This window comes from Bacillus sp. SRL337 (assembly GCF_984799155.1).
This window is the reverse complement of sequence record NZ_OZ481793.1, coordinates 2644953-2664131: the sequence shown is the minus strand read 5'-3', so window position 1 is coordinate 2664131 and position 19179 is coordinate 2644953. Positions and strand designations below refer to the sequence as shown.

Genomic DNA, 19179 nt, shown 5'->3' with positions numbered 1-19179 from the left:
CACATGATGAAATCAATGAAATGGTGTAGGATTTTTAGCTTGATTTCTCCTCCAGCAGAGAGTGGATTCTTCCTGTCCCGATTCCGCTAAAATCGGGACTCCTTTCCCCAATCCAAGCCCTTTCCTGTCCCGATTCCGCCAAAATCGGGACTCCTTCCCCCAATCCAAGCCGCTTCCTGTCCCGATTCCGTCCTAATCGGGACTCCTTCCCTCAATCCAAGCCGCTTCCTGTCCCGATTCCGTCCTAATCGGGACTCCTTTCCCAAATCCAAGCCCTTTCCTGTCCCGATTCCGCCAAAATCGGGACTCCTTTCCTCAATCCAAGCCGCTTCCTGTCCCGATTTTCTTGAATTCTTTTTATTCGAAAAAGTGCTGTTCTTCTAAGTTCCGAGTATAATAGAATTTGTGATTGAATTTTTTTACAAGATATTCGGAGGTACGATTTGAAGAATAAAGGAATAGTAATTTTGGTTGGCTTAATGGCTGCGGTTCTGGTGTTTGCTGGAATTCAATTCAAAGACAATCAAAAGATGGAACAATATTTGAATAAACAACTTAATGAACGGCTTGGAATGCTGGACCTTCAAGTGGATACCATCAACTTTGTGACTGGGAATGCACTAGAAGAAAAAGAGATTTCCAGGGTGTCTTTGAATGAAATACAGGAAGCTCTTGAAATGTTCCGAATGAAAAGCCTGCAGGTTGAGAATCTTGCCAGAGGGTTGAGCCTCGATAAAGAAAGCCAGCTGCATGGTGTGACTCATAACACGGCCAGGTTTATGGAGAATCGTATTCAGATACTGATGGATGAAATTGGAGATAAAGAAAAATTATCTCTTCATGGGGATGAACTCAGCATTCTTCATCATATCCACGACACCAGCGATGAGTGGAAGCAAGAAAGTGATACCTTCATTGCTGTGGAGAAAAATATTAAAAGGACAGATTGGGTTAAGACATTGATTGAAATGCAAAGTCATTCTGCTGAGTATCAAAAAGTTATGGATGATTAGATTGGATTAATTCACAATAAAAGGTTTGATTTGTCAGAAGATTGCAATATAATTGAATTGCAGGAGAGAAATCAGTGAGAGGGTCCTTTTATGCTGTAATAATCCAAAAAAGCAGAAAACGTTATGGTGGATACACTCACTCCTTCCTTCCTTATTGAGTAGCTGTGAATATGCAATAAGGTATTAAATGTCCCCCTTGTTATTTGAGTCAATGTAATGTTTTCTGCTGTTTGTGCTTTCTAAATGAGGATAAATAATGATAAACCATCAACAGAGCAAAAACATTTCTAAGCCAGCATCGTTAAACTGAATCACGCATCTGCGCATTTCGTTTTTTCATGATTTTAGCAGTGGATGAGGTAAGCAGTTTATGTAACATTCTTATCGAGTAGAAGGTTCAGCAAAGATAATTCAACAGTATGGTTAGAGGATTAGAAAAAGCGCAGAAACTTGTTTTGCAGCTGTTGATTGGATTGGATCAATGTCAATCCAGGTTTGAAGAAGATGAACTGAAGATCTTTCTTTATCCCGGGGCACAACCAAACCAGCATTGTTTATTAAAGGCTGTTTTCGCATATATTGTTGCTTTCTGAAAAATCCCAAGTGCCGGATTTTTCCCCTGTATTCATAGGGTTTTACTCTCGAAAAAGAACGGGCAGCTCTTTTCTTTCCTGCTCACCGCGGTTTTGACGACGATTTACCAGGATATTAGTTGAAATTTATATTGAATAGCAACAAAGTTTACGAAAAGAGCCTTATTTAAAAAGAGAAGAATAAAGGCTGAAAGCAGATGAAAAGAGTCATTATTCGAACTGCTTTTTAAAATGGCATGGAAAAAGGAATGTTAGTCGACAAAATCATATAGTACTAATTACGAACTGAGTGGTGATGATATGAAGGAAATCCTGCTTGGCATTCTTGCATCAATGTTTTTCGCAGTAACATTTATCTTAAACCGCTCCATGGAGCTGTCAGGAGGCAGCTGGCTGTGGAGTTCTTCGCTGCGGTTTTTCTTTATGGTCCCTTTTTTGCTGCTGATTGTGGTGGCCAGGAAGAACCTTAAGCAGTTGCTTATTGAGATGGCTAAACATCCGATCCACTGGGTGGGATGGAGCTTCGTCGGTTTCGTCTTGTTTTATGCACCTTTGACCTATGCCGCAGCCTATGGACCGGGATGGCTAGTTGCGGGTACATGGCAGCTGACTATTATTGCTGGTGTGCTTCTTGGACCGCTTTTCTTTGAAATGCGGCATACTGAAATTGGCCTTAAGAAGGTAAGGCAGAAGATCCCAGTAAAGGCACTTATCTTTTCTTTTCTGATATTGTCTGGAGTCATCCTCATTCAATGGCAGCAATCAGATGGACTTACCATAAGGTTGATGATGGTCGGGATTCTTCCTGTTGTTCTTGCAGCCATCTCGTATCCCCTGGGAAACCGTAAAATGATGGAAATCTGCGGAGGAAGGCTGGATACTTTTCAGAGGGTACTGGGAATGACTTTGGCAACCATTCCGTTCTGGCTTATAGTCGGCGCCTTTGGATTGACGCATGCTGGGCTTCCGCACATGGGTCAGGTGCTTCAATCATTCATAGTCGCCATCTGCTCTGGAGTCATTGCCACAACGTTGTTTTTCATTGCGACGGATCAAGTCAGAGACAGCCAGGCAAAATTGGCTGCTGTCGAAGCGACTCAATCCACACAGGTCCTGTTCGTGATCATCGGTGAAGTTCTGTTGTTGTCCTCCCCGTTCCCAAACGGTATGGCGATGCTGGGGCTTTTCATTATAATACTCGGCATGCTCCTGCACAGTTTATACAGCAGGAAAATCGAGGTGAAAGGAAGAGTCATCGTACCAGAACGAGGCAAAGGAATAAAAATGTAAAGACAAAGCAATCCTTCATCGGGATTGCTCTTTTTTTGGCTCTTTTGTGTAACTTTGTTGCTAGTTGAAAATAATTCCGAAAGATAGTGGAGGAATGAACTGAAAAAACCCCTGTTTAGCAAGAGAGAAAAGAGCTTCTCTCCTTGTTCAAAGCGAAAAACTAAGTATGCAGGGGAAAAATCCGGCTTTTAGGATTTTTTGCGGAAGCAACAATAGATGTGGAAACAGCCTTTTATTTTATAGCGTACTCTGACATTTTTGAGAGTGGATAATAACGATTAGATCGGGATCTACCTCCAGCGGCCAGGTGGCGTACCTACTGGAACGGATTTAGCACCTAGCGAATTCATTCTTCTATTGTGCAAATCCAGCGGGCAAGAAAGCGGCTATCGAATTTCAGTCTCCCTCCTTGCGATGACTCATGATCGAATTCCGGTTACTCCTCATAATTCGTATTTCTCATATGAATCCCCTTCAGTTTGACACCGCGAAGCGAAAAACAGCGCCGGCTCGTCTTATGCCTGTCGGGGCTGACCAAGGCGCTTACGCTTTTGAAGTTGGTAATTTTTGCGAAATCGGATTTTTTTATAGGTGCAGATTTTATTTAAAAAGATTCAGGGTAAAAAGAAAACCAGGATGATCTCAAAAGCAAGAGGTGAGTTTGATGTTAAGAAAGTTGAAAAGACGCATGGAAGAATTGGATGACGATTCATTGCAGATCTACTTAAGCAGAAAAAGAAGAATGGTGATCCGCAATCGTTATCAGTTTATCAGCTATTTTAATGATATCCTGCTTGGAATTTTGTATATGATCGGGAGTATTTTATTCCTCACTGATGCTGATAGGTTAATAGCTGTCAGTTTCTTTCTTGCGGGAAGCTTCCTTATGATTTCCCGCGCTTTGATCAACGTTTTGCGGGATATCCATATGAAACGATTTTCCGAAGAGGATTTTCAGGATCAAAATAATTGACGTTTCTCGATGAGAGGAACGTTTTTTTAATGATCATTCGATTCACGGCTTTCATGATATGGAGTCTTCTTTACTGAGATTGTATCTTTGTTGATAATTCTTATTAAGGCGATGATACCTCTGCACAGCAAAAGCTTAATCACAAGAGTCAGGAAAGAGTGATACCATTTCCAGCCTTTTCTCCAAGTTATCAAATTAGATCTTCTTTCAGCCAATGTCTCAATCATCACTTGGGGAATCACAAAAGGAAACAGTTTAAAGAATATGCCTGCTGGTTTGCTATTCAATGTCCATTGGTTGTAGTAAAGAAGAAGGAGCGGGTAATGAACGTAGTCAAATGGCAAATGAATTTTAAATCTGTTTTTAATCGGCCGGATGTTATAGCGAAGATACCCCTTTGACACCAAGTAGCGGTCTGCCATGGAATTACCGAGGACGCTCACCAGAAAAACGATCAGCCAGTCCTTAAATGAACGTTTGAAGATGGCAAAGGGGAGTAATATGATTCCTATCAATGTGGTCGCCGACAAAAAAGTGATTGAAACAACAGAGCTTTTCCTCCGCATTCGCATCATCCCTCCTTTTTATGATAGTTTGACTTATGTCAGGGGCGATTATGTAATAACTTTTTGCTTTTCAAATGTAAAGAAGGACATCAGGCTCTCAAGATGGTAACATTATACAGAAAGTGATTATGAACAGAGGCTTAGAAAAAGAAGGGGATTCTGGAGTTACCTCATTCCCTCCGGAGGTAACTGCCAATGAAGGTCAGTATGAAAAGTACTTAGGAAAGAGGGGATATATCATGTATAAATTTTCGCCAATGACGAATGAAATCGCAGAGGAAATAGCATTCGACTGGAAATATGAGGGGAAGTACTCTTTTTATGATATGACGGCCGATGAGGAGGACCTTGAGGAATTCCTTCAGCCAGACAGGAAAGGGTATTATATGGTAGAACGACAGGATGAAGTTATCGGATATTTCTGCTTTCAATGTACTGACACCGGGACAGTTGATATCGGCCTTGGAATGAAACCTCAGTTAACAGGAAATGGGCAGGGATTGGCATTTTTGCTGCAAGGAATGGAGTTCGCAGCTGCTGAGTACCAAGCAGTTCATTTTACACTATCTGTAGCGGCTTTCAATGAACGTGCCATCAAAGTATACGAAAGAGCAGGGTTTACAACTATTGAAACCTTCATGCAGGATACCAATGGAAGTACATATGAATTCATTAAAATGGAATTTGATTCAAAGGGGAATGAAAATGTATGTATTGCACGCAGGATTTAACGGCGGAGATATCCTATTTCAATTGTTTATGTTTATTCTATTGCTGGGTATCCCGGCCGTTTGCATTCTCATATTGTTCACCGTCATAAAGAAAAGGAGAAACAGATTGGACAGGATGGAAGCAAAGATAGACCGCCTGCTGGAAGAATTGGAAGAAAAGAAATGAGAAACAGAGGGGCGGTCGTGATTATCAAAAATGGAGAGGCAGTCATGATCAAAAGGATCAGAAATGGTGAGGAGTACTATGTTTTCCCAGGGGGAGGGATCGAACCTGGTGAGACACCGGAACAGGCTGCCTACAGGGAAGCGCTAGAGGAGCTTGGAATAAGGGTCCGGATAAATGAATGCTTAGCAGAAGTCCATTTCAAAGGATATCAGTACTTCTTCGCTGCCGACATTCTAGAGGGGGAGGTTGGAAGCGGAATGGCTGAAGAGTTCAACGATTCCTCTCGAGGAACCTATGAGCCGATATGGGTTCCCGTGGAGAAATTTTCTGAACTTGATATCCGCCCAGCAGAAGCAGCACAAAAGATCAGCTTGCTCCCCACCTGTAAATCGCTTTATGCAGCACCCTTGAAAGGGAAATCATAAAGATATGAAACGGTATGTTCCCAAGCATCTGCCTTGTCTTCATTTTCAGCAAACCGATTTTTATAAGAGTGAAGTCAATGAGCATGCATCCAAGGAGAAACAGCAAACGATAGATGACATGGTCTTTAAACGACAGCAGGACCCCAACGAGTGATAAACATATGCTGTATAATGGGGCTATGATGAAATGTTCTTTCCAGCTATGATACCTGCTGAAACCAAAGCGTAACTTCCTGCTTGCGGCGGTGCAGTACAGCAGGGAAATACCTGAGACCACCAGTGACAAATAGTACGAAAACGCAAGAGCCCATTTCTTTTTCTCTTTTAAAAGGTGATAGACCCCATCACTTAAGAAGAAGTTGACCATTAAAAATAGCGGAGTATAGTAAGATTTCCACCAGTTTACTTTATAAAGCCCCAACTTGGAGAACCACTTTTCAATCATAAAAAAATAAAGGCCGAAGCAGGCTTTCCACTTCCAATCTCCTTTATATATGGTAATGAACACTGCGGTTATGGGCACATAGACCGCCTGGGACAAAATGGCTCCAAAAATATTATCCAAATACCTGGTTTTGAATACAGAAGGTTTATATGAATAAGCCTGAAGACAATTCAGGATTACATACTCGAAAAGATAAGCAAGCCCTATATTCGTTAACAGCAACACCCAGGTAATCCGCTCCTTTTTCTTGAGCAGAGCAGCTGCCAGCAGTGTCAGATGAACAATGGCCAATAGTAAAAAATATATGGAATTTCTGTTTAATCGTCCTTTTCCCATCTTATGCCACCTGACTAGATAAGAGTTTTTAGTAGTATGTGTACTTTGAAGGAGAATATGAATCCTTTATGAACTACCCTAGTGAAATAGTCATGAGTTTTTCATTTTCTAAACGAAGGGATCTTTAAAGAAGGCTCTTTTCGTAACCTTTATTGCTATCTGATAATCATTCCGAAAGATAGTGGAGGATTGAATGAAAAAAAAACCTGTTTAGCAAGAGAGAAAAGAGCTTTTCTATTCGTTCAGGGCGAAAAACTTAATATGCAGGGGAAAAATCCGGCTTTAGGGATTTTCCCGAGAGCAACAATCTATGCGAAAACAGCCTTAAAGAAAAACAAAATGATTCAAAGTAATCAATCTTTTGGGCGAGAGCTTTAAACCAACTTTACTTAAACTAAATTCAGCTTTACGGGTAACCGGTTTGGAAATCTTCCCATCTGGTGAATGCAAGAAACGATGAGAGTATGGATTAATGGAGAAGGTGATAAAATGGCCATAAAAGGACTCAACCATTTTCTATTTTCAGTAAGTAACTTGGATAGATCCATCCCATTCTATCAGGAGGTGTTTGATGCAAAGCTTCTTGTGAAGGGGAAGAAGACAGCTTACTTTGATTTGAATGGTATGTGGCTGGCTTTGAATGAAGAGAGGGATGTAGAGAGAAGAGATGAATCTTATACTCATATTGCTTTTTCCATTGATGAAGGAGACTATGAGATTGTTTATGAAAAGCTGGTTCGTTTTGGCGTCCGCATTTTGCCTGGAAGGGATCGCAATGTAGAAGATAGGAAGTCAATTTATTTTACCGATCCCGATGGATATAAGTTTGAATTCCATACCGGGACATTACAGGACAGAATGAATTATTATCACGATGAAAAAAAGCATATGGATTTTTTTGATTGAAAGGAGGATGCTTGTTGAAAACCAAAGTATATTTTGTAAGGCATGCGCATTCAACCTATACGGCCGATGAATGGGGGAGGCCCCTTTCAGAAAAAGGGTTTTTGGACGCAGCTAAGTTAACAGAAGCTCTATCAAAGGAAAACATCGATGTATTTCTTTCAAGTCCCTATTTACGTGCCGTCCAAACGATTCAGGGAGCTGCCGATCATTTTGGACGAGAGATCGGATTGGCGGAGGGATTCAGGGAACGTAAATTAACAAGTGAACCCGCCAAAGATTTTGACCTGGCCATCAGGAAAGTATGGGAAGATTGGCAGTTTTCTTGGGAAGGCGGAGAATCCAATCTCGCTGCCCAGGAAAGAGGGGTCTCGGAACTGATGAAGGTCCTTGAAGAGTACGAAGGACAGAATGTCGTCATCGGGACCCATGGGAATATCATGGTGCTGATCATGAATTATTTCGATGAGAGGTTTGATTTTTCTTTTTGGGAACAGTTGGAGATGCCGGATATTTATTGTCTGAGTTTTCAGGGAAAACAGTTCGCAGGTGCTGAAAGAATAGTGGATTGAGCGAGAAGCTGCATTCGTACTGGGGTGCAGCTTTTTTATGTGTAATGTATCGGATAATGACAGGTGGGGAGAAGACATAACAGCATGCGGCTTTAGTTCGGAAATTATTCAGCCTAGAGTAACGAAGAATGTTAAAACCGGTTGTATAAGACCGGGAGTGAGTTGACTCCTTTGTTTGATTCCTGTTGGACTGACTATTTAAGTTTACAGATTCGTCCTTCTTTATTGGTTAAGTTCGTGCTTCTCTTTTTTTACGGTAAGCCGAAGCTGGATTTTTTTTATTGGCTTAAATGCTATATTGGGATAAAATGGTACAGGAAAGGAGTGATGTACGTGATAATAAAAAGTAGAAGTGAATCACAAGAATTAGGAGTTCTGCGGTCACTGAATGCCAGGGCTAATTTGAGCGAGCAGGGTAAATACACATACCTTTCTGCTGAAAAAGGATATGAAGGAGAGGTGCTGTTTGACAAACTTGTGATTCCCGCTGTTGATGGAGACATGGTGTTTCTGAATGACTTGCTGCTGGAGCACCAGGGAAGTGAGTTTCAAATCGACTCCTTAGGAATCTCAGGCAGGAAAATTTACTTGTTCGAGGTAAAATACTTCGAGGGTGATTTCTTAATCGACCAGGAGAAATGGCGTGCCCCCAGCGGAAAAGAAATAAAAAATCCACGCCTCCAGATGGCCAGGGCCGAATCGTTACTCAGACAGGTCACCGAGCACATCGGGTTCCGCTATCCCGTCGAGTCTTACCTCCTCTTTATCAATCCTGAATTCCACCTCGATAACCCTCCAGGCAAAACTAACTCAATCGTTTATCCTGCACAACTTAACCGTTTCATCAGAAGAATTCAAAACCGTTCCTTAAATATAAGCAAACCTGAAATAAGGCTTGCAGAGAAACTTTTATCCCTTCATAAAGAAGAGTCTGAACATTCACGAATTCCGGAGTACAGTTTTGAGGAACTTCGGAAAGGGATTATCTGTAATGAGTGTGGGGATTTTAATCAATTCCTGAATCATTCTACTTTGACTTGTACGGCGTGTGGTAATAGAGAAAAGTGTCAAAATGCGATATTACGTACAATTGAAGAATTTAAATTATTGTTTCCCGAGTTAAAGGTAAAGGCTAATACCATTTTTGAATTTTGTGAAATCATTGGAAGTAAGAGAACCATTACAAGGGTCCTTTGTAAAAATTTTAAAAGGGTTGGCCATGGAAAATATTCCTATTATATTTAAAAAACATGTTTAACGGCTGATGGAAATTCATAACGAGTTATTATTAGACCAAAAAGAGAATGAATGTAGCGGTTAGGGTGTCACATGGAGGCTCGATGAGATCAAAAAGAGAGCCATTGTAGCAGTTAGGGTGACACATAGAAGCTCCATGTGACCAAAAAGAGAGCGAATGTAACCGTTAGGGTGTCACATGGAGGCTCGATGAGATCAAAAAGAGAGTCATTGTAGCGGTTAGGGTGTCACATGGAGGCTTCATGAGACCAAAAAGAGAGCCATTTTAGCAGTTAGGGTGACACATAGAAGCTCCATGAGACCAAAAAGAGAGCCATTGTAGCAGTTAGGGTGACACATAGAAGCTCCATGAGACCAAAAAGAGAGCCGTTTTAGCAGTTAGGGTGTCTCATGGAGGCTTCATAAGACGAAAAGAGAGCCATTGTAGCAGTTAGGGTGACACATAGAAGCTCCATGTGACCAAAAAGAGAGCGAATGTAACCGTTAGGATGTCTCATGGAGGCTTCATAAGACGAAAAGAGAGCCATTGTAGCAGTTAGGGTGACACATAGAAGCTCCATGTGACCAAAAAGAGAGCGACTGTAGCAGTTAGGGCGACACATAGAAGCTCCATGAGACCAAAAAGAGAGCCGTTGTAGCAGTTAGGGTGACACATGGAGGCTTCATAAGACGAAAAGAGAGCCATTGTAGCAGTTAGGATGACACATAGAAGCTCCATGTGACCCAAAAGAGAGCGAATGTGACCGTTAGGGTGACACATGGAGGCTTTATAAGACCAAAAAGAGAGCCATTGTAGCAGTTAGCGTGTCTCATAGAAGCTTCATGTCCCTAAAAGAGAGCGAATGTAACCGTTAGGGCGACACATGGAGGCTCAATAAGACTAGCCGATTTCGATTCACCCTCCAACACTTCTGCCATTTTTGTTATAATTTACCTAATCATTCAAAAGGAGGACGGGGGATGGATTATTCTACCCTTAAGAAACTGAGAATCAAGCAGCTCTTGCTTTTAAACGGGCTAAGCCTTTCGGGTTTCACGGTTTTCTTTATCATTATAAACACCAGCGGGATATCTTTTAAGTCGCTCTTTACAATCATTCCTATTTTCCTCTTGTTGCAAACAGGAGTGGGGCTTTTTAGATGGAATAGCACCAGAACCCTGATTCCGATCATGGACGAGATTATCCAATATGAGAAGCAGAAAATGGGCAACGAGTGGAAAAAGCAGCAGCGGGTTGCCGCGATTATTAATCTGCTGGTAGCTGCGGCAATGTTTTTTATTGCGTTTAATCAGCCGCCGTCACGACCACAGCCGTTGAGTGTTTCAGCTTTAGATTTTAGTATGATTTTTGTTTTTACCATCCTAATCATTAACTTTAGTTCGATCATGCATATACGAAGAGTTGACCGTTCCTCTGCTCCGGCAGAATTAAAGGGCTATGCAGTGAAAACTACGATTATGGCAGTATTAGCCGGAATCGGACTGGCAGTTGCCATTATTCTTTTATCATTCTTCAGTGTAGTTTCTAAGATTTAAAAACGAGAGGAGAAAATATGAACTTTCAAACATTCTTACATCAATTCCTTGATTCGTGGTCTAACTCGAATCTCGAAAAACTTTCAAGTATGATTTCCAAGGACTATCAGGCACGGGAAATTACGTCAGAAGGGAAGATTATCGACTTCGGCTATGGGGAGTCTGTCGAAGGCTGGAAGCAAGGGTTTCACTTTGTGAAGGAAAGCGGATCCGAGTGGGTGTTGAAGACGATTTCGACGATGCCGTTAAGAAAGGACGAGGCAATGGCGGTTATTTCTGCTTCCCTGATTATTGAGGGAAATCCTATAAGTACGGCAAATCTATTCTTTGATACATTCAAGCAGACGGAGGAAGGCTGGAGGTTATCCAGAAGTTATGTTGAAGCAGGGGTAAGTGTGGACAATGTAACCGCAGCTCCTTGATATGTTTTTATAGTTTAACCCACTGGCCAAACCGGGTATAAACAAAATGAGACATTAAATAAGGAGGAATGAATATGATTAACATTATTCCGAGTGGACGCACAGACCTTATGGAAGTAGAAGTGAATGGAGACTATTCGAAAGAGGACATGCAGCAATTTGAAGAAGCTTTTCATGAAAAGAAAACACCAAATGAAGAGATGAATCTGCTGCTTGTTGTGAACGATATGGATTTTTCTTTGAAGGCATTAAAAGAAGATTTCATGTTCGGTAAAGACCACATGCATGAATTCAAGAAAGTAGCGGTGGTCAGTGACAAGAAGCTGGTTGAAATGGGTGCAAAAATGGAAGATATGATGCCGAATGTTGAAGTGAAACATTTTGATAAGGATCACCGGACAGATGCGGTGACATGGGTTCAATAACGGGGTGGAGATTTTTCTCCATTCCTTTTCTTATGAAGGAGGGTTAAAATGCTGGTCATTGGAAGTATATTGCTTTTGATTGTCACATTGGCATTGAGCAAGAATGTTAAAAGTTCAAAGAGATTTGCTGTATTTTATGTGATAGCATTAGCAGGGGGAGTGTTTGCCCTCTTTTCCGCTGTCTTCTTTGGCGGATGGGACAGCTTGCCGTTTGCCTTAACGGGTGCATTAGTAGGGGTCATCGGCCTTTTCGGGATGATGATGGTGCTCCTCGTCAGACAAAGGGCATGATTATGTAGAAGGAAGCTGCATGCTTCACTTCATAAGGTTCATCAAACGTAAGGAATGATCGTCAATGATCATCACGCGGGAAGAACAGGCAAAATGTTCCTGATAGGAATCTTGCAGATTTTCATGAAATGAAATTAAGTCTTTCACAAGCTGCTGGATGTCTTCCGTGAAAATCCCAGACCGGTTCAGTAAAACATTGTCATATTTCCTGACCGTTTTTCCTGTTCTTTTCAGAAGTTTCTTCGCGTCCTGTAAACGGAAGGCAAAATGAAGGTTTTCTGTCAGCAGCATAAAGTCATTGATTATGGCCAGGCTGATTTTTTCATTGACGTCATCAGCATCAACTTCTTCCCCGGAAAAGATAAATGCTTTTGCCATTTCCCTATCAGAAATCAGCGGCTGGCTGTAATAATTCAGAAAAATTTGAAGTGTATTATAGGCGTCATACATAGGATTATGGGCATCACCTTTAAATTCCACACCATAGATACCTAGTGCATTTTCAACTGAGAGGTGGTCTTTGGACACATGTCTGGTGAATGTTTCCTGAAAGTCAACATAACGGCTTTCAATTTTCTCCATTGTGACAGCAGGAAGGCCATGACGTTCACTGTCCATCTTCAGCCTTGACATGTCACTTTTGGACCAAGAGAAGAAGCGCGACTTTTTCACGCCGCCTATCCAGTATAGAAATTCTTTAAAAATGTTCGGAAACAAGTCTGCTATTTTCAGGTCTTCATCCGTTATGCCTGTAAGTTCTTTGCAGAAATTACTTAACGGCCAAGGCGTCTCCGGCTGGATGTACCGGTCGAAATAAGAGATTTGCTGTGTGTCCAGGTCGTATTTTACAGCGCCTAAACGAATGGCTTCCATATCTTCGTAAGCCATGCCTCTATCGTCACATTTCATTTCAAAATCAAAGAAAATAAACTGCTTCAAATCGGCCATGGTCATTCTCCTTTCTCCAACTTGACAGTATAAAGGGAGACCAGGGCTTTGGGAACCGGTAATTCATACCAAAAAGGCATGCATCCATTTGGACTGCATGCTTTACTTATGTCGTATGTAAAAGTGAAGGCCCCTCCCGATCCGTACAGTGGTTAAGTGTCCCGCAACAAGCGAATAGAATTCGGGAGGAGCCTTACTTTAGTATACCCTGACACAGAAATTTAAACCCATGAAGGGAGATTTGCTCCTTTCCAGAAAATGTTTGTCTCCATAAGCTGGAGGGTACTTTTAAAGAAGGCTCTTTTCTAAAGGTAAGTCGCTTTTGAATGCATTTAATCCTTCTTCCCTTATACGTAGGAGGCTGAGGCTCAACGCCCGCCATGCGGAGACGTGCGGCTGAAGCGGAAATCCATTCAATTAAAACAGCCGCAATTCTTACTAAAAGAATGTGATAAAAAGGTCGAAGGTTTATTGAAAGGAAGTTTTCACGTGAATGAGATGTATCTAATTTCTGGGATACTGGTTTTAATCCTTGTCGCTATTGATATTTTGTGGACGAGCATCTGGGTGGACGGCGGGGGCGGCCTTCTTTCCAGACGGCTGGGAAAGGCATGCTGGTATCTATTAAGAAAAATAAGCAGGGATAATTCTAAAGTACTCAGGCTTGCGGGCCCGCTTATTCTATCATTGACACTGGTCATGTGGATACTATTTTTGTGGATAGGATGGACACTCGTATTTACGGCAGATGCGGGCTCGATTCTCCTTTCGCAAAATAAGACACCAATTGCCTCATGGACAGAAAGGATCTATTTTGTCGGGTTTACCTTGTTTACATTGGGGATTGGCGACTATATCCCCAAAAAGGGAATATGGCAGCTCTTTACTACAATTGCAACAGGAAGCGGAATGCTGTTTATCACACTGTCGGTATCCTATGTTGTATCTGTTGTCAGCGGTGTCGTGCAAAAACGCACGTTTGCCAAAAGCATTACCGGCCAGGGAATGGACTGGGTTTTGATTGTTAAGCGAAGCTGGGATGGCAGCAGTTTCAATAATATTGATTTGTTTTTAAAAGATCTTTCTTCCCAGTTGACTGGATTAACACAGCAGCATAAAGCGTATCCGATCCTTCATTACTATCATACTCAGGACAAGGAGCAGTCTTCGGCAGTCGCTGTTGCTATATTTGATGAAGCACTCACAGTTTATGAATATGGGGTGGAAGAAGAATACAAGCCTAACCAGGTATGGATACAAGAGGCCCGGTCCAGTGTGGAGGACTACCTTGATACGCTTCATAAGGTTTTCTTTCAATCCGCACCGAGTACCCCTCCGCCTATGGATTTAGATCCGTTACGGGTAATGGGACTGCCTGTGAAATCTTCTCAGGAGTTTAACATTGTCTTATCCGATCTTGTTAAAAGAAGAGAGAAACTGCTTGGATTGGTAGAAGCGGATGCATGGTATTGGCCGAGCAATGAAAAGCATGACTCTCATGGTGGATGAACGCTTCGGTGTTTTGGAGCTGTTTTTCCACTAATTCTTTCACAATCTTTTTCTTATGAAGAAAAACATGGTATGATATTAAATGATTTCTAATGAATAGGAGTGTTAACAAAATGGCTAAAAAAGGATACATACAATTTGAGAACGGCGAAAAAGTTGAATTTGACCTGTTCCCGAATGAAGCACCAGGTACAGTTGAAAACTTTGCTAAATTAGCAAAAGAAGGATTCTACGATGGTCTTACATTCCACCGTGTCATTCCAGGATTCGTCAGCCAAGGCGGGTGCCCGACGGGAAATGGTACTGGCGGTCCAGGTTACACAATCCCTTGTGAAACGGAAGGCAATCCTCATAAGCATGAAGCGGGATCTCTTTCTATGGCACATGCGGGTAAAGATACAGGCGGAAGCCAATTCTTCATCGTTCATGAGCCTCAGCCTCATTTGAACGGGGTCCACACTGTATTCGGTAAAGTGACATCTGGTCTTGAAACAGCAAGAAGCTTGCGTAATGGTGATGTTATGCAGAAAGTGGTCATTGAAGACTAATTTCTGATCTGGGGAACTGGATTTATTTCCAGTTCTCTTTTTTGTTGGCTTTTATTGTTTTTAGATCAGAGGTTTTTGTAGAAAGAGTAGAAAACAGCTTTTCCACTGCTGACAATCATGGGGGAATGCACCTGCAAAAAGGTTTGTGATTGGCAGAGGTTGGGCTGTAAATCACAAAGGAATGAGGTGTGTCACTAATGATTGAACCTCAAAATACCTGAACTACCATATCCCTTATTCCGAATGTCATTCAGCCCCCGCCAAATGAACGGAAGCAATCCTTCCTGTCATAACTTCACCTTTTTTTAATATCTTATATAGAAGAAGAGAAGACATCTGGGAGGAGATAGGATGCCGGCAGCACTTCATAAAATGCAGGTGGAAGCTTCGAGGGAGGAGCTTTGGAAGTTTGTAAGTGACATGGACATTTGGGCGCCGTTAGTGCCCGGTTATATCGACCATGACATCATAAGCGAAAGAGAATCAACGTGGAAGTTCAAGACGGATTTGGGATTCATGAAGAAGAAGGTTCATTTAAAAGTGGAAATCATTGAGTGGCAGGAGCCTTCCAAGGTGAAATTCAATTTGAACGGAATCAATGAAAAGTTTAACGGACATGGCTATTTTGCAGCCGAATATGCAGGGACCAATACATGCAGCATGACAGGATACCTTGAAATCAATGCGGACGGTCCGCTGGCGAAAATGATCAATCCACTTTTAAACTCGGTACTGCCTGAAATGACAACCGAGCTGACCGAGGCTGTTGCTTACAAAGTTGAAGGGATCTATGCGTCCCGATAACAATGTAACTCTCGATAAAAAGATCCCTTCATAACTAAGAGGGTACTGAAAAAGACCAACAATAATTTTAAAGGCAGAATCGCTTACGTCAAGGAGCGATCTGCCTTTTTCACTTCAGGTTCCACGAAAAAGTGTTGATTTCCGTTCCAGGTGCACGACTCCGCGGGGTCTCACCTACTAAATGTGGAAGCGGCCGTTCAACGACGTACGGGTTGGAGGGCTCCTGCATGAGATAAAGGAATCACGAAGAGTGGAGCGATTCGATGATGACTTATCGCAAGGAGGAGCCGGGAAGTACGCTAGCAGCTGGGATTTGGAACTGGATTCGCAAGGAAGGAGCCTGAAATCACTAGTCGTTGGCCGCTGGACCTAGACGAGTCCCGCTAGTCCCGGAGGAGATCATGTACCTTCCACTCCAATCAACATTAAGAAAAAAGAAAACTATCCGCTAATAATGCCTTACCTTATATTAGAACTATCAATAAAAGTGGGGAGGCCAGGGATTCAACAACAACAAACAATGATGTTCAGTAAGTATACAGGGCTATATGATATCGTCGTTCCCCAAGATAATATGTTACCCAGAATGAATGATTTGATTGACGTTTCCTTGATTTTCGGACAGTAAAAAGATAAGTATTGGCATGATAAGGGACGGAATGGGAATATCCCTATCCGTATGTTCTAATATTAGTTTCTGAAAATCATTCACGATAAAAGCCGACTCTCCCTCCTTTTTAGAGAGAAGAGTCGGCTTTTTCTTTATTAATTAAGCTGTTTTCGCTTATATTGTTGCTTTCTGAAAAATCCCAAGTGCCGGATTCTTCCCCTGTATTCATAGGGTTTTACTCTCGAAAAAGAACGGGCAGCTCTTTTCTTTCCTGCTCACCGCGGTTTTGACGACGATTTACCAGGATATTAGTTGAAATTTATATTGAATAGCAACAAAGTTTACGAAAAGAGCCATTAATTATAACTGTGGTCTAAAAACCTGTAGATTTTCAGTGGCATCCATAATTAAGAGGGGATCTTTTTGATGGGCAAGGAATTCATTTAATATAGCCTTTTGTTCTCAGGTATTCTTCAACTTCTTTGAATGTTTTAACAGGTACGAAGTCTATTTCATTTTTACGGAGCATGTCCTGCAGGGCTTTTTTGGCAAACACCAGGTCGGCATACTCAGCAGGATGGGTATCAGGTTCACTGTCACCAATAAAGAAAACCCTCTCGTATTCCTTTTGTAAATCAACAATGACCTTAGATTTATCAATACCATAGCGCTCATGATAATGAGGGTGGGCTTCATCAAGATTTAGATGAACTCCCTGGTTCTCATAATAGCCTTTGTTCGAGTAGACTTTCACATTCCCGACACTATAGTAGTCGAGGAGGTGGTTGATATAGTAGTCAGTTCCCGCACTGAGAATAAAAAAGTCCCCGCCGTTCTGCTGTACGCTTTTGATAAATTGCATTGCATACTCGTCAATCGCCAGGGATTGTATCTCCTTGATAATATTTTCTTCATTATCATTAATATTCTTGAAAACTTCACCAAGAAATTCAATGTCTTTCATTTCCCCATTTTTCCACTGGTTGTAAAGTTCTTTTCCTTCATTATAATGGTTTTCTATTACAAAATCATAAAAATCCTGATTAGAGATGGTGCCATCGAAGTCTGAAACAAAGGCCCATTTTTTCATCGGCTGCACTCCTTTTCAAAAAGTAGTCTCTATTACTTTTCCCATATTAATTCAATTATAACTTAGACTGGCGAATGATTGAGAACTCGAAGCTGGCTAAATTTATAAGTATAGGAAGGTGAAATTGGGGTTATGTTCTGGGAAGAAAATGATCAATCATATGGTTTTCCTGTCATCAGCAAAAATATCTAATCTATGGACCCTGTACATCAATGATACATGATCGTTCTGCATTCTTTCCCATGCCGTGACAATGGAAAAGGAAAGAGGCAATAAAAAAGCTTAGAAGAAATCCTCTTCTAAGCTTAAAAACTGTCCAATAATTGAAATTGGAACCCGTGCTGTTTAATTTGCCGGATCAGTTCAGGCAGTATGATGACGGTTTGGGGCAGTTCATGTAAAAGGATGATTGCCCTGTCCTCTAGATTGTCGATGACATACCGAGTGATTTGACCAGGATTCTCTTTTAATTCCCAATCCATGGAAGAAATCCTCCACATTACTGTCTTCATGCCTAGTTCTTGTGCAGCGGCAATCGTATCCTCATTGTATTGGCCGAAGGGAGGGCGGAAGTATTTTGTCTCCTGTCCTGTCACACCATCGATTTTTTTTATGCTGCTGGATAGATCGGCTAGTTGACCTTCATAGGAAAGCCGGGCAAGATTTTTGTGATGAGTGGAGTGGCTGCCTATTAGATGCCCTTCATCAAGCACCCTCTTCCAGGGACGTTTAGGATGGAGGAGCCTTGACTGCCAAAAGAAAGCAGCCTGCACTTCTTCCTGCTTAAGAATGTCCAGGATCTCAGTTAGTGCTCTTGCCGGACCATCATCAAAGGTCAGCATGACAGATTTTGGCTGGGTTTCAGGTAGTCTGGTGATTACATTATCATCCTCAGAGTCGTACACGACCCTTGTGCAATCAACCACTCATGGGCTTTTTTGCATAAAGCAAGCTCCTTTCATTTATACTAGTTCATAGTCCTCAGATCCGTAAGTTTCTACATATTCCTGCTCTGTAAAATCGGCTGCCTGACCATTAAAAATAACCCTTCCATCCCTCAAAGCAATGATGCGGTCAGCAAATTTCTTTGCCAATGAAACATCATGCACATTAATGATGGTCAACAAGTCATGCTGGTCATGCATTTGTTTAATCAAAGAAAATATATGGTTGGAGGTTCCGGGATCCAAGCTCGCAACAGGTTCATCCCCTAAAAGCACCTGTGGAGTCTGAACGAGGGCCCTTGCAATGCCGACACGTTGTTTCTGTCCACCACTTAAATGTTCAACACGTCTGCCGGCAAATTCGGAGAGCCCGACTTCGGCAATGACTGCTTTGGCCCGTTCTACTTCTTCTGCTGTAAACCAGCCAATCAGATTTTTTAGGGAAGATCGATACCCGAACATCCCTGTCAATACATTTTGAAGAACAGTAAGGCGGGGGACAAGGTTGAAATGCTGGAAGATCATCCCCATTTCCCTCCGCACTTTTCTGGCTTCTTCTTCTGATTTGGCGGAAAGGGGATGGCCATTCCAATATACTTCGCCTTGTGACAAGGACTGCAGACCATTGATCGTGCGTATGAGGGTGGATTTGCCTGCTCCGCTTTTCCCCAGTATACAAACAAAATCGCCTTTTTCAAAAGAAAGATCAACAGAAGAAAGCGCAGGATGAGCTGAGCCTCTGTATTGGACGCTGATATCTTCTAATTTTAACATGCTGGCTG

At 41.9% G+C, this 19179-nt stretch carries 25 protein-coding genes and 1 pseudogene; 19 read left to right on the top strand and 7 right to left on the bottom strand.

The window, feature by feature from the left end; translation table 11 throughout:
* Positions 1-34 precede the first annotated feature (34 nt).
* The gene (locus tag AC4E8A_RS13550; RefSeq protein ID WP_490193673.1) at positions 35-163 is read right to left on the bottom strand and encodes a hypothetical protein; all 129 of its coding nucleotides are present in this window, start codon (positions 161-163) and stop codon (positions 35-37) included.
* A 280-nt stretch (positions 164-443) separates the two neighbouring features.
* Here AC4E8A_RS13550 and AC4E8A_RS13545 point away from each other — a divergent pair, with 280 nt between their 5' ends.
* From AC4E8A_RS13545 to AC4E8A_RS13530, 4 genes are all read left to right on the top strand, one after another.
* Positions 444-1013, top strand: coding sequence for a hypothetical protein (locus AC4E8A_RS13545; RefSeq protein ID WP_490193672.1), 570 nt, complete (start codon positions 444-446; stop codon positions 1011-1013).
* A gap of 419 nt (positions 1014-1432) precedes the next feature.
* Positions 1433-1606 carry a hypothetical protein gene (locus AC4E8A_RS13540; protein WP_490193671.1) on the top strand — a complete coding sequence of 58 codons (174 nt, stop codon included), beginning with the start codon at positions 1433-1435 and terminating at the stop codon, positions 1604-1606.
* Positions 1607-1906: 300 nt separating this feature from the next.
* Positions 1907-2896: a DMT family transporter gene (locus tag AC4E8A_RS13535; protein ID WP_490193670.1), complete on the top strand. Its 990-nt coding sequence runs from the start codon at positions 1907-1909 to the stop codon at positions 2894-2896.
* Between the two features lie 664 nt (positions 2897-3560).
* Positions 3561-3869, top strand: coding sequence for a YrhK family protein (locus AC4E8A_RS13530; protein ID WP_490193669.1), 309 nt, complete (start codon positions 3561-3563; stop codon positions 3867-3869).
* Positions 3870-3895: 26 nt separating this feature from the next.
* Here the strand turns inward: AC4E8A_RS13530 and AC4E8A_RS13525 are convergent, their stop codons facing one another.
* The gene (locus AC4E8A_RS13525; RefSeq protein WP_490193668.1) at positions 3896-4435 is read right to left on the bottom strand and encodes a CBO0543 family protein; all 540 of its coding nucleotides are present in this window, start codon (positions 4433-4435) and stop codon (positions 3896-3898) included.
* Positions 4436-4671: 236 nt separating this feature from the next.
* On the opposite strand from AC4E8A_RS13525, the gene AC4E8A_RS13520 reads away from it, so the two are divergent.
* Genes AC4E8A_RS13520 through AC4E8A_RS13510 form a run of 3 tightly spaced genes read left to right on the top strand, consistent with a single transcriptional unit; the run spans position 4672 to position 5757 of the window.
* Positions 4672-5166 (top strand): GNAT family N-acetyltransferase, encoded by a 495-nt coding sequence (locus AC4E8A_RS13520; RefSeq protein ID WP_490198870.1) that lies wholly within the window; start codon positions 4672-4674, stop codon positions 5164-5166.
* A complete protein-coding gene (locus AC4E8A_RS13515) occupies positions 5141-5332 on the top strand; it encodes a hypothetical protein (RefSeq protein WP_490193667.1) in 192 nt (63 codons plus the stop codon). Before AC4E8A_RS13520 ends, AC4E8A_RS13515 begins: the two co-directional genes overlap by 26 nt.
* A complete protein-coding gene (locus AC4E8A_RS13510) occupies positions 5329-5757 on the top strand; it encodes an NUDIX hydrolase (RefSeq protein WP_490193666.1) in 429 nt (142 codons plus the stop codon). The genes AC4E8A_RS13515 and AC4E8A_RS13510 overlap by 4 nt, the downstream gene beginning before the upstream one ends.
* Here AC4E8A_RS13510 and AC4E8A_RS13505 read toward each other — a convergent pair.
* Positions 5699-6538, bottom strand: coding sequence for a hypothetical protein (locus AC4E8A_RS13505; RefSeq protein WP_490193665.1), 840 nt, complete (start codon positions 6536-6538; stop codon positions 5699-5701). The two genes, AC4E8A_RS13510 and AC4E8A_RS13505, sit on opposite strands and share 59 nt — an antisense overlap.
* Before the next feature lie 189 nt (positions 6539-6727).
* On the opposite strand from AC4E8A_RS13505, the gene AC4E8A_RS13500 reads away from it, so the two are divergent.
* From AC4E8A_RS13500 to AC4E8A_RS13465, 8 genes are all read left to right on the top strand, one after another.
* A complete protein-coding gene (locus AC4E8A_RS13500; RefSeq protein ID WP_490193664.1) occupies positions 6728-6916 on the top strand; it encodes a hypothetical protein in 189 nt (62 codons plus the stop codon).
* Between the two features lie 111 nt (positions 6917-7027).
* Positions 7028-7444 (top strand): metallothiol transferase FosB, encoded by a 417-nt coding sequence (gene fosB / locus AC4E8A_RS13495; RefSeq protein ID WP_490193663.1) that lies wholly within the window; start codon positions 7028-7030, stop codon positions 7442-7444.
* 14 nt (positions 7445-7458) lie between these two features.
* The gene (locus AC4E8A_RS13490) at positions 7459-8013 is read left to right on the top strand and encodes a histidine phosphatase family protein (protein WP_490193662.1); all 555 of its coding nucleotides are present in this window, start codon (positions 7459-7461) and stop codon (positions 8011-8013) included.
* Positions 8014-8346: 333 nt separating this feature from the next.
* Positions 8347-9258 carry a nuclease-related domain-containing protein gene (locus AC4E8A_RS13485; protein ID WP_490193661.1) on the top strand — a complete coding sequence of 304 codons (912 nt, stop codon included), beginning with the start codon at positions 8347-8349 and terminating at the stop codon, positions 9256-9258.
* 972 nt (positions 9259-10230) lie between these two features.
* Complete coding sequence (locus AC4E8A_RS13480) at positions 10231-10806, top strand: hypothetical protein (protein ID WP_490193660.1); 576 nt, start codon at positions 10231-10233, stop codon at positions 10804-10806.
* 17 nt (positions 10807-10823) lie between these two features.
* Positions 10824-11228: a nuclear transport factor 2 family protein gene (locus AC4E8A_RS13475; protein ID WP_490193659.1), complete on the top strand. Its 405-nt coding sequence runs from the start codon at positions 10824-10826 to the stop codon at positions 11226-11228.
* 74 nt (positions 11229-11302) lie between these two features.
* Positions 11303-11653 carry a SpoIIAA family protein gene (locus tag AC4E8A_RS13470; RefSeq protein WP_490193658.1) on the top strand — a complete coding sequence of 117 codons (351 nt, stop codon included), beginning with the start codon at positions 11303-11305 and terminating at the stop codon, positions 11651-11653.
* Between the two features lie 48 nt (positions 11654-11701).
* Positions 11702-11944 (top strand): hypothetical protein, encoded by a 243-nt coding sequence (locus tag AC4E8A_RS13465; protein WP_490193657.1) that lies wholly within the window; start codon positions 11702-11704, stop codon positions 11942-11944.
* A 24-nt stretch (positions 11945-11968) separates the two neighbouring features.
* Here the strand turns inward: AC4E8A_RS13465 and AC4E8A_RS13460 are convergent, their stop codons facing one another.
* Positions 11969-12892 (bottom strand): 3'-5' exonuclease, encoded by a 924-nt coding sequence (locus AC4E8A_RS13460; protein WP_490193656.1) that lies wholly within the window; start codon positions 12890-12892, stop codon positions 11969-11971.
* 498 nt (positions 12893-13390) lie between these two features.
* Here AC4E8A_RS13460 and AC4E8A_RS13455 point away from each other — a divergent pair, with 498 nt between their 5' ends.
* The 4 genes and pseudogenes from AC4E8A_RS13455 to AC4E8A_RS13440 form a co-directional block, all read left to right on the top strand.
* Positions 13391-14401: an ion channel gene (locus tag AC4E8A_RS13455; RefSeq protein WP_490198869.1), complete on the top strand. Its 1011-nt coding sequence runs from the start codon at positions 13391-13393 to the stop codon at positions 14399-14401.
* A 113-nt stretch (positions 14402-14514) separates the two neighbouring features.
* A complete protein-coding gene (locus AC4E8A_RS13450) occupies positions 14515-14949 on the top strand; it encodes a peptidylprolyl isomerase (protein ID WP_490193655.1) in 435 nt (144 codons plus the stop codon).
* Positions 14950-15300: 351 nt separating this feature from the next.
* The gene (locus AC4E8A_RS13445; RefSeq protein ID WP_490193654.1) at positions 15301-15753 is read left to right on the top strand and encodes an SRPBCC family protein; all 453 of its coding nucleotides are present in this window, start codon (positions 15301-15303) and stop codon (positions 15751-15753) included.
* Between the two features lie 454 nt (positions 15754-16207).
* A pseudogene (locus AC4E8A_RS13440) lies at positions 16208-16444 on the top strand (hypothetical protein); the annotation flags it as partial.
* Positions 16445-16802: 358 nt separating this feature from the next.
* Here the strand turns inward: AC4E8A_RS13440 and AC4E8A_RS13435 are convergent.
* The 3 genes from AC4E8A_RS13435 to phnC all read right to left on the bottom strand — a co-directional run bounded on the left by AC4E8A_RS13435 (position 16803) and on the right by phnC (position 19171).
* Complete coding sequence (locus AC4E8A_RS13435; protein WP_490193653.1) at positions 16803-17453, bottom strand: MtnX-like HAD-IB family phosphatase; 651 nt, start codon at positions 17451-17453, stop codon at positions 16803-16805.
* A gap of 305 nt (positions 17454-17758) precedes the next feature.
* The gene (locus tag AC4E8A_RS13430; RefSeq protein ID WP_490193652.1) at positions 17759-18379 is read right to left on the bottom strand and encodes a polysaccharide deacetylase family protein; all 621 of its coding nucleotides are present in this window, start codon (positions 18377-18379) and stop codon (positions 17759-17761) included.
* A 36-nt stretch (positions 18380-18415) separates the two neighbouring features.
* Positions 18416-19171 carry a phosphonate ABC transporter ATP-binding protein gene (gene phnC / locus AC4E8A_RS13425; RefSeq protein ID WP_490193651.1) on the bottom strand — a complete coding sequence of 252 codons (756 nt, stop codon included), beginning with the start codon at positions 19169-19171 and terminating at the stop codon, positions 18416-18418.
* Positions 19172-19179 lie beyond the last annotated feature (8 nt).